Annotated in this window: 6 protein-coding genes and 1 pseudogene; 5 read left to right on the top strand and 2 right to left on the bottom strand. The window is 60.8% G+C overall.

Translation table 11 applies throughout. The features are described from left to right. Positions 1-95: 95 nt before the first annotated feature. Together RM96_RS27565 and RM96_RS27560 are read left to right on the top strand one after the other, a co-directional pair. Positions 96-905: pseudogene (locus tag RM96_RS27565) on the top strand (MFS transporter); the annotation flags it as partial. 175 nt (positions 906-1080) lie between these two features. After that, positions 1081-1779 (top strand): pirin family protein, encoded by a 699-nt coding sequence (locus RM96_RS27560; protein ID WP_039014913.1) that lies wholly within the window; start codon positions 1081-1083, stop codon positions 1777-1779. A gap of 104 nt (positions 1780-1883) precedes the next feature. Here the strand turns inward: RM96_RS27560 and RM96_RS27555 are convergent, their stop codons facing one another. Beyond that, on the bottom strand, positions 1884-5351 hold the full coding sequence (locus tag RM96_RS27555) for an adenylate/guanylate cyclase domain-containing protein (protein ID WP_052279775.1): 3468 nt from the start codon (positions 5349-5351) through the stop codon (positions 1884-1886). Between the two features lie 298 nt (positions 5352-5649). Then, on the bottom strand, positions 5650-6441 hold the full coding sequence (locus RM96_RS27550) for a TetR/AcrR family transcriptional regulator (RefSeq protein WP_039014912.1): 792 nt from the start codon (positions 6439-6441) through the stop codon (positions 5650-5652). 641 nt (positions 6442-7082) lie between these two features. Here RM96_RS27550 and RM96_RS27545 point away from each other — a divergent pair. The 3 genes from RM96_RS27545 to RM96_RS27535 all read left to right on the top strand — a co-directional run bounded on the left by RM96_RS27545 (position 7083) and on the right by RM96_RS27535 (position 10715). Next, a complete protein-coding gene (locus RM96_RS27545; protein WP_082016733.1) occupies positions 7083-8465 on the top strand; it encodes an MFS transporter in 1383 nt (460 codons plus the stop codon). 76 nt (positions 8466-8541) lie between these two features. Next, positions 8542-9465: an amidohydrolase family protein gene (locus RM96_RS27540; protein ID WP_039014910.1), complete on the top strand. Its 924-nt coding sequence runs from the start codon at positions 8542-8544 to the stop codon at positions 9463-9465. A 119-nt stretch (positions 9466-9584) separates the two neighbouring features. Continuing rightward, on the top strand, positions 9585-10715 hold the full coding sequence (locus tag RM96_RS27535) for a porin (protein WP_039014909.1): 1131 nt from the start codon (positions 9585-9587) through the stop codon (positions 10713-10715). Positions 10716-10804: the final 89 nt, after the last annotated feature.

Here is a 10804-nt window from a genome sequence, read left to right as displayed (position 1 = left end):
CACAATCAACCGGAAACCGCAGGGACACAGCGGTCACGATAAAACGGAATCCGTGGTCACGATGCCGGAATGACCGGTCACAATCACCGGAATACGCACTGGGCCTGCTGTTCGCCGCGCTGGCGCTGTTGGCCATGTTTCTCGTTATCGAAGCGCGCGTGCAGCATCCGTTGATGCCGCTCGGTCTGTTCCGCTCGCGCAATGTCGCGACTGCCAATGTGGTTGGCGTACTTTGGGCGGGGGCGATGTTCGCGTGGTTCTTCATCTCCGCCTTGTATCTGCAGCGCGTGCTCGGCTACCGGCCCTTGCAGGTCGGGCTCGCGTTCTTGCCGGCCAGTCTGATCATGGCGTTCTGTTCGCTGGGCCTGTCGGCGCGCATGGTGATGCGGTTCGGTCTGCGCCTTCCGCTTTCCGTCGGCCTGGTCGTCGCTGCGTGTGGCCTTGCGCTGTTCGCACGAGCACCGGTGAACGCCACCTTCGTGCTCGACGTGCTGCCCGGCATGATCCTGTTCGGCTTCGGTGCGGGCATCGCATTCAATGCCGTGCTGCTGGCTGCCATGAGCGATGTCGATCCGGGCGATTCGGGTCTCGCGTCCGGTATCGTCAATACGTCGTTGATGATGGGGGGCGCACTCGGCCTCGCGGTGCTCGCCAGTCTCGCTGCCGCGCGCAGCGAAGCGATGCAGGCTTCCAAAACCGCCACGGCGGCGCTCAATAGCGGCTATCACGTGGCGTTTCTGTCCGGTGCAATCCTCGCGGCGGCTGCGGGTGTGCTGGGCGGCTTGTTGTTGCGTCCCGGGCAGCCAGGCGGCGCCGGCGCGGGACCGGTTGCCGACAGTCACGTCGTAACGACAGCGGGCCCCGCACCCACAACCGGCAACGCGGCGGTGACAGAGCACTACTGACCGAACACGAGCCGTGTTGGCAGTCGCTCACGCCCAACCGTAAAACCGCAAGCGCAATCAAATGCGCCGGATCGTTGCTCCGATAGCATTCGCCTAAACCTGACACCGTCACCCATTTCGGGGCGGTCGTTGATGGCAACCGGCCCATTCCGGCCGGCGGAACATGGAGACGGGGATGCTCTTACACCGGCGTTGGCAATCACTGGCCGAAACGGATCTTGGCTGGCTCCGCGCGAAATACCATTTCCAGGTCAATGCGGCCGGCAACCCGGCGCATCAGGCACTGGGTTCCCTGGTCGTCTGGAACGACGATGAGATCGCCGTTGGCCGCGGATTTCCCCTGCATGGGCACCGTAACATGGAGATCCTCACCTACGTCCGCCAGGGTGTACTCGGGCACCGCGACACCCTGGGTTCCGAAGGGACGATCCACGCGGGCGATGTTCAGGTGATGAGTGCAGGCACGGGCATCCGCCACGCCGAATTCAACGTGGGCGAAGTGCCGCTCAAGGTCTACCAGATCTGGCTGCTGCCCCGCGAGACCGGCGGCGAGCCCCGTTGGGGCACCAAGCCCTTTCCAAAGAGCGATCGCTCGGGACGCTTTGCGGTGCTGGCCAGCGGTTTCGCCGACGACCGCGAAGTACTGCCGATTCGCGCGAATGCACGCCTGCTCGGTGCAACGCTGAAGGCCGGGGAAAGCATCCGACATCCGCTCAGCCCGTCGCGCAGCGCCTATCTCGTCGTTGCCTCGGGCCGGATCGAAATTGACGGCGAGCCCATGGGGCCGCTGGACGGGGCCGCAATCACGAACGCGGCAGCCGCCGAAGTCATGGCTCTCGAGGACTCTGAGCTGGTGATGGTGGAAACCAGCTGAGATTCACCTTCCCTATCCTGGGACATGCCTTCCGCAGTCCCGGTGCGCTGGGGAGGGCAGTCGCCATGCGATTTCGTGAAGGCGCGGTTGCGCGAATCGTACTGTTAGCCCAGCTTCTGGTGCATAGCATTGGCATCCAGTTGTCTGGCCAGGTCATCCAACAGGGCTTTGGCCTGCTTGCAGTAGGCCAGGTCAAGGCCTTCGTCCAGGCGGCTATAGATATCAGCCAACGTCAGGCGCGCTGCCTGCAGCTTGCCTTGTTGGCACCATAGCCTTGCCAGGCTCAGTGTCGCTTGCAGTTCCAGCGATTTGGCACCCTGGGCACGGGCTAGCGCAAAGGCCTTGGTGTAGCAGGCTTCAGCCTCGTCTTGGCCGGCCAGCGGAAGGGGCCCCCCCTCCGTTTGCCGGATTAGCAGGTCGCCCCTGAGCCGATACAGTCTTGCTTCATCGACCTGCTCCCCGGTTTCTGTGGCCAGCATGAGGGCCTCGGCCACCCGATCTAGGCCAGCGTCGACTTGTCCCGCCTTTCCGTAAGCATCGGCCAGCAGGGCAAGTAGACCAGGCCTGCCGAGCGCCGCGCCGGTCGTCTCGCATGCCCGGAGGCCCTGGTGTATCCGGGCGATCCCGTCCTCGTGACGTCCGCTCTCGGCCAGCGCCCAGCCTTGCAGGACTGCTCCCAATCCAAGATAGAAGGGGAGCCCTTGCTCATCCGAGACGGCGATGGCAGCTTCGGCGTACTCGCGGGTCAGTTCGACTTCGCTCCGGCACTGGTGGACTTCGGCAGCAAAGATCAGGCACAGGGCAAGGTTGTAGGCGTCCGGGCGCGCTCGAGCCAACTCAACGGCCCTATGGCTGTGTCGGAGGGCCAGTTCCGGCTTGCCGAGGTACCAGAGGTTCCATGCCAACGCGGCCATGGCATGAACAGCCGGGTCCCGCCCGTAACCCAGGAGAAAGTCGTCTGCCTTCTGGTCCGGGCTCTGCAGCTTAAGGACGTGCTCCATATGTGTGCGAGCCTCGTCCAGCATGCCGAGACGGAACGCCGTAGCGCCCAGCGCGCGATGGGCCTCCGCGAAATGCTCGTGCTTGCCGGTCTTCGAGGCCAGGCGAAGCAGATGCTCTCCGAGCGACTGCGCTGTCGTGTACTGCGCGCGCAGCTGATAGAACGTCCACAGGCCCAATAAAGCGGAGAAGATGTATTGGGTTTGTCCTTCCAGTTCGCAAAGTGCCAGTGCACGCTTGTAGTTGGATTCCACCTCAGGGGAGGCCTGGCCTCGTGCGGCTGTCAGGGCCGGGCCGAGAGTCAGGCGCAGCATAAGCTCCTGGCGTGTGCCTTCCGGGCTGTCGGGCGATTGCTTGAGGACATCGATGGCAGTCGATAGTTGACGGATCGCTTCCGTGAGCGCCGAACGCTGCAGGGCCTGCTGGCCAGCACAGTGCAGATACTTGACCGCTTTTGGGATGTTGCCGCTGTTGCTGTAGTGATGCGCGAGCTCGCTGCAATAGTCCTTCAGGCGACTTTGGAACAGTGTTTCGATGGCTTGGGCAGTGCGTTCGTGCAGCGCGCGGCGTCGCTCGATCAGCAGCGAATTGCCAGCGACTTCCTGGGTCAGGGCGTGCTTGAAGGCATATTCGATCTCTGGGTAGGCGGGGCGCTGGTAGATGAAATCCGCGGCCTGCAGATCCGACAGAAGGGGGCGCAGCTTGTCTTCCGCGAGTGCCGTGATGTGCCGGACCAGCGTCAGGGGGAAATCCTTCCCGATCACCGCCAGCGTTTGCAACAGTTCCTTTTGCATGAAGGGGAGCCGGTCGATGCGCGCAGCCAGTACCCCCTGTACAGTCGCCGGGATGTGCAGAAGCGTGGGCGTTTCCTCGATGCGGTAACAGCCGGGGTGGCCGAGCAAGGCGCCTTCCTCAAAAAGGGTTTGGACGACTTCCTCGATGAAAAACGGGTTGCCTTCGGTCTTCTCCAGGATGAGCCGCTTCAGGGAAACGAGGCTGCGATCATCCCCAAGCAGCGCGGTGAGCAAGTCCTGGGCTTCAGCCGGCCCCAATGGCTCCAGGTGTAGTTGCGTGTAGCAGGGCCTGGCGCCCCAGTCATGGGTATGCTCCGGCCGGTAGTTGACCAGCAAGACGATCCGCGCACCTGGCACGCAATCGACGAAAACGTCGAGGAACGCCTTGGTTTCGGCATCCAGCCATTGAAGGTCTTCGAATATAAGTTGCAGCGGCTGATTGAGGCTTTCCCGGATCAGCAGGCTTGCTATCGCATCAAACGTTCGCTTGCGCCGAATCGCCGGATCCATGTCTGACAATGCTGAACCAGGTTCAGCGACGCCAAGCAGGTAGAGCAGGTATGGCAGGTGGTCTTCCAGCGAACGCTCTAATGTCAGCAGTCTCCCCATGACCTTTTCGCGGCAACTGCGGTCACTATCTTCGGAGGAAATCTGAAAATAGTTCTTCAGGAGCTCAATCAACGGAAGGTAGGCAAAGGCCTTGCCGTGCGAAACCGAGAAAGTCTCCAGCAGTAGGCTGCCCTGGCTTGACCGTGCCTTGAACTCGTGGAACAGCCGGGACTTTCCTACCCCGGCTTCTCCCTGTACGCCAACGATTTGTCCGTGTCCGTCCCTGGCCAGATCCAGGACGCTTTGCAGTTGCCGCAGCTCATCCTGGCGACCGACAAACCGTGCCAGTCCGCGGTGCGCCGCTACCTGAAGGCGTGTGCGCAACGCCCCGGTGCCCTGTACCTCATAGACCTCGAGCGGGTCGCGGACGCCCTTGACCTGTGTAGTCCCCAGGGCCTTGAACGCAAAGTATCCCTCCGCCAGCTTGTAGGTGGACGCGCTCACCAGGGTAGACGCTGGCCTGGCCATGCCTTCCATCCGTGACGCAATGTGAATGGTGTGGCCAACCGGATCGTAGTCAGCGTGCAGGTCGTCTTTGCGGATCGAGCGCACCACCACCTCGCACGAGTGGATGCCAACCCGGATTTCCAGCGGAACGCCCCGGTCCAGCCGAACCCGGTCACTGTGTCGGCGCATCGCCTCCTGCATGCGCAGCGCCGCGTATAGCGCCCGCAGTGCATGGTCCTCGTGGGCAATGGGTGCCCCGAATAGCGCCAGGATCCCGTCGCCCAGAAGCTTGGCGATATATCCCTCATAGTGATGCACGGCCTCCATCATAAGCGTGACCACAGGGTCGATCAGATGGCGTACCTCTTCGGGATCCAGGTCCTGGATCAATGCTGTCGAGCCAGCCATGTCGGCGAAGAGAGCGGTGATGGTCTTGCGCTCCCCTGTCTCTTCGCCCTTGGCCTCCCTTGCGGCCTGTTCAGTCAGGATGCGCTCCGCCAGGTGGGGTGGCGTGTAGTGCACGGGAGCCAGGCCTTTGGGGCCAGGCCGTTCAGGCTCTCCTGGAATGAAGCCGTTTAGGGGAATGCCACAAGCCCCGCAGAATTTCGCAAGGGGGCTGGTCTCTGCTCCGCAGCCTGGGCAGTTTCGTACGAGCCTGGCGCCACATTCCTCACAGAAATTTCCCTGCGCGAGATTCTCGAAACCACAGTTTGCACAGCGCATGTTGGCCCTCGCCGGCTTGAAACACCCTGAACCATTACAGGCGTGATCAGCATTGGTAGCAAGCCAGGCGTTGCCATCGCTCGAGCAATTCCGGCGGCCCCGGTGAGGGAGGATCGAGCCGAATCCTGCAGCGGAACGCGCATGTCGTCGTGTCCCAACATGCTGCGCTCCGGCTGCTTAGCGGCTGGATACGGTGCCGTACGGCCAGGAAGAGCAACAGGAGTGCGGCAGCCTTGGTATGGCGCCGAAAGAGATTTGCTTCTTCATAAGGCAACGCCTCCGGAGCCCGAGAAGGCGGTCAGCTACGGCTTGCTCGCTTGATGACAGGGCGCTTGTCGGCGGGCTGGGACGTGCTACGAGGAAGTATCTTCTCAGTGTCACTCGATTTTGGTTTGACGACTCTCAGCGTGGTGGACTGCTTCCCAAAGAGCAGTCCCTCAACCGTATTCCAATAAGCATCGACGACGGCCGGGTCGGATGCTGAGAGCTTGCTGGTCGCCAGCATTTCCGAGCCAAAAGTGGAAAGTGTCGATGTCAGGCTGATCATCAAATAGTGGAGGATGACAGGTTCGACCCCAGGGAGAACGCCTTCCTCCTGCGCTTCCCGGATTTGCGGCAGCACCCGGACGATCAGCGGCCGGAGTATCGTATCCGCGAGCCATTGAAGCCGTGGACTGTACTCAAGGATTTCCTGAAGCATGAAGCGATGAAACTCGGGGAAATCCACCGTAAATTTAAACAGGGCGCGGTACAACAGCCTCACCCGCTCCGCGGCGCTGACCGGTGGCGCATCCGCCAGATATCCCTCCCACTCAACGCGGATTCGATCGAACACATGTTCGGCTACGGCCTCCCAGAGGATATCTTTGGTTCGGTAGTGGTAGGTGATCAACGGATGCTGCAATCCGATCCGGTCTGCGATCCTGCGGATGCTTGCCGCCTCGAATCCCTTCACGGCGAACTCGGAAAGTGCTGCATTCAGGATGGCTGATCGCGTTTCCTGCGCGCGCTGCTGTTCTGCCCGTTGAAGCTCTGGCGGTCGCCGGCCCTTCCTGGGCTGGTCCTGCCTGGAATCTGTATCTCGCGCCATCTGTCCTCCTGAGTAAGGTTTCTCCATCGGCGTACCGGTCGCTAGCGTTCGACTCGACCCCCCAAACATTGCTGCCGCCGGTTGAGGGCCGTGGCCGCGTACGCTTTACGGACGTATTATATAAAGATTGGCGCAGCGCGCTCATTTTTGACGGCGCGTATCGCTATCGTCGCAATGATCACCTCTGGGCCAACCGCCATCCCGCCAGGTGATCGGCACCAGCCCCGCCACGCATTGAACGGATGCGATAAATGGGGCTCGGCACTCCACCCGGATACGAACCTGCACCGCCGCTTCCTTCCAAAGGAGACGCTCGGCGGCGAGCGTTCCGACTTCGGATCCAAGGCTGTCCAGCTTCGCTAAGTACTTACAGAATTCCTGGCACTTACCAGGGGCGGGCCGTCGGGATTTCACGTCAGTGGCGAGTGCGCAAAAAGACCATAGGGATAGCCCCAGCAACACAAAGCTTTACGAGTGGTAAATTTATTACTACTCTGTGTTCAGGTTTCGTGATGTCCAGGCGGACGTGTGCTTCGGGGCGCTGAGAGGGCAACAAGAAGCGATCGTGACTTGACTGATACAGCCCAAGGCCGACGTCTCCACAGTTTTCCCAACCATCTCCCGCTCTTCAAGGAAAGACAATGGAAAGTACAGCAGATGTTCGTCGCGATATGCGTGAATTCCTCGATCGAATGCCAATGGAGAAAAAGCAATGGGCGGTCTTTCTTGTCTGCTTTGCAGCGACCGCGATCGAGGGCTTTGACACCATTGTGATTGGATTCATCGCGCCGGCCATCAGCCAGAGTTGGAAGCTCTCGAGCGCAGCGCTCTCGCCTCTGGTCGCATTTGGACTATTTGGGTTGCTGATCGGCTCGATTGTTGGTGGAACGCTGGCCGATCGCGTTGGACGCCGGGCAGTGAGCATTGTGGCGATCGCGTGGTTTGGCATTGCAGGCATCGCATCCTGCGAGTCTCAATCGATCGTCCAGCTTATTTCCTGGCGATTCATCACCGGCTTGGGCATCGGGGCTGCGATGCCTGCCACGTCGGCTCTCGTTGCGGAATTCAGTCCGGGCCGTTCGCGCTCCGCGATGCTCGCATCCATGTATTGCGGCTTTCTCTTCGGCGCCGCCGCTGCCGGCTTTGTGACTTCCTTCGCCATTGGTGCACTGGGTTGGAGAGGCATGCTCCTGCTGAGCGGTGTCATGCCCCTTGGCGTCGTGATCCTGTTGATATGGCAGGTTCCTGAGTCCCCCCTCTTTCTGGTAGCAAGCAACAAGTCCAGCGCGGTGGTGAAGCGAGTTGTGGCAAAGATCTTCCCGTCGGTGGATTGTTCGGGTATGAGCTTCTTTCTTGCTGCGCCGAGTGGGAAGCGGTCCGGAATCCGCGCGCTCCTGGGGAAGGAGTATCGACTCGGAACCCTCCTGACATGGTTTGCCGAATTTGCGGGGTACCTGGTTTTCTTTCTTATCGGAAGCTGGTTGCCGACGCATCTGAAGCAAGCTGGACTATCGATGCAAGATGCTTCGCAGTTGTCTTCGATGTTCCAGTTCGGCGCGCTCGGCGGGGCGATCCTCTTCGCCATCCTGGTTCGTCGGTTTAACGTCGCCGCGGTCATATCCGCCGCGTTTGGCGCGGGTTCGGTGCTCATCGTAGCCCTTGGCATGTCAGAAGCAGCACCCTGGTATGCGGCCGTGGTCTTCCTGGCAGGGCTGGCCATCGGAGGTCCGCTGATATGCGTCAACACCATCCCGGGAATCTTCTATCCCACTGCGTTTCGTGCCGCGGGCGGTGGCTGGACCGTTTCGCTCGGCAGGCTGGGCTCAATTATCGGTTCGGCACTGATCGGCCTGATCGTTATTTCGAATCTCCCCTATCTGGTTGTATGCGTCGTCCTGTCGGTACCGCTCCTGCTGGCTTGCGGAAGCATGATTGCCATGGCGCGAGTTCTGGCGGATCAGCAGGGATTTGGCAGCAAACCAACGGAGAGTATCGGTTCGGCATCGACCATCGCAACCGACTAGGAACAGAAGTGGATCCAGGAGGTTGTTGAATCCTGGATACGCCTGTCAAAACCCGTAGTACCTGGAGACAAAGACAATGTCAAAAAGAAAGATCGATACACATCAGCATTTTCTACCGAAATTGTACGTGGATGCGGTAGGCCTGGACTTGTTGAGTGCGGCGATGCCGGGTGGTGTCGCTCCAACCTGGTCCGCAGAGGCAGCCATCGCAATGATGGATGAGAACGGCATTGACGAAGGCATCCTGTCGATCTCGTCCGGGCCGACCATTCCAGATGCCGCCACGCTACTGAGGAAATGCAACGACCACGCTGCAGAGCTCCGGTCCCGGTTCCGCGGCCGGTTTGGCTCCTTCGCGAGCTTGCCGCTTCCAGACGTCGACGCGGCGTTGAAGGAAGTCAGCTACTGCCTGGACGAGCTGAAGGTTGATGGCTTCATTCTTTTCACCAACTACGACGGAATGTATCTGGGCGACGAGCATTTCACGCCTTTGCTGGAGGAGCTTGACAGGCGCGGAACGGTCGCATTTGTTCACCCAAACCAGCCGCCGCATGAAGTTCCATCCGTCGCTCCGGCGTCCGTGCTCGAGTATCCCTTTGAGACAACACGTACCGCCGCAAGCCTGATCATGTCAGGGGCGATGAGCCGCTACAGGGACGTGCGGTTCATCCTCTCGCACGCCGGGGGCACGTTGCCATTCCTTGTGCCTCGGCTTGCACTCTCCGTTTCGATGATGCCATCGGTGGCCGAGCGGGTAGGTGACACGCTCGCGGCAGTCAGGTCGTTCTACTTTGACACGGCGCTGTCCGCTGGTACCCCAGCCCTGGCTTCGCTTGCGCAGGTGGCGGACCCCGAGCGCATCCTCTTTGGAACGGATTTTCCATTTGCCCCGACAAGTGCCATTCGGCGTTTTGGATCGGTATTGGATGCCATCGAGATCCCCGGGATCGAGATGGCAAAGGTCTACGGTGAGAATGCCGCTCGGCTGCTAGGACGCTAGCTGTATGCGGGCCCGGAGGAGGGGCCGCGATCGCTAGGGTGAAGGCTGGCGTGCAATGACAAGGCGGAAACGAGGTGGAGTGAAAAGCCTTGAGCGCCACCTGTTTAGGGGAGACGAAAATGAAGAAGTTACTATCGCCGTTCGTACTGCTGAGCGCAGTGGGTGCCGCCCAAGCCCAGTCGGGCGTCACGGTGTATGGCGTGGTGGATTCCAATATTGAATTCGCCACCAACGTGAAGAACGCAAGCGGCGGATCAGACAACCGGTTCGCGGTGAATGGCGGCGGCCTGTCTGGCTCGCGCTGGGGCCTGCGCGGCGTCGAGGATCTGGGTCGCGGTCTGAGCGGGTTGTTTGTGTTGGAAGGCGGTATCGGCGTGGACACCGGCACAGTGCAGCAAGGCGGTCGCTTGTTCGGCCGGCAGGCATTTGTCGGCCTGCAGAGCGCCACGTACGGCAAGATCACCCTTGGCCGCCAATATACCTCGCTTGACGAAGCGCTTTCCAATTTCTCGCCTGCCTATTATGCGAACACGTATGAGCCTGTGATTGCCGTGGTAGGGCCAGGATTCCGTGAAGACAACACGGTGAAGTACACAGGTACGTTCGGAGCCGTCACGGTGGGCGCCCATTGGTCCTTTGGCACCGGCGCGAGCTTTGGCAGCGTGGGCGGTGCCAGCATCGGTGGCTCCGGCGAAGCTCCCGGCCAGTTTCGTCGCGATTCCGGATACGGTGCCCAGGTCTCGTATCTGGGCGATGTGTTCGGGGCGACTATCGCCTATGACCAGGTCAACCCGGGCATCACCAATGGTGCCGCGTTCCTTGGCACCGGCACTATCAAGAAGGCAGCTGCTGCTGTCAGCTATGCGATTGGCCCAGCAAAAATCGAGGGAGGCTACCGCTGGGGCAGGTCCAGTGCGTCCGGGGTGACTCTGGTGCGCGATGACATCTACTGGGCCGGCGTTTCCTACCAGGTCACTCCCGCCCTTGGCCTGACGGCGGATTACTTTTACCAGACCTTCCACTCATCGACTTTGGCCGCCCTGCGCCCCCCAGGCAATCCCTGGCAGCTCATGTTCATTGCCGACTACAACTTTTCCAAGCGTACAGACGTGTACCTGACAACGGCTTACGCCAAGAATGCCGGCCTTGCCCTGGACACGGCGTCGATCGGCTTCTCCAATGGCTACCCGCTTGGGGGAACCAAGACCAATATGCTCGGCGTTGCCGTGGGTATTCGACATAAGTTCTGAGTGCGCCGGGAGACCGGTAAGGAGTAGGTGGTGGTGCGCCAGGCAAAGCTGGCGCGATCCAGTCGGTGCAAGTCCGACGCAGGTAGGGG

The organism is Cupriavidus sp. IDO, from assembly GCF_000812465.1.
In the GTDB taxonomy this organism is placed as follows: domain Bacteria; phylum Pseudomonadota; class Gammaproteobacteria; order Burkholderiales; family Burkholderiaceae; genus Cupriavidus.
The sequence above is the reverse complement of the archived record's forward strand: the minus strand, read 5'-3'. Positions and strand labels throughout refer to the sequence as shown.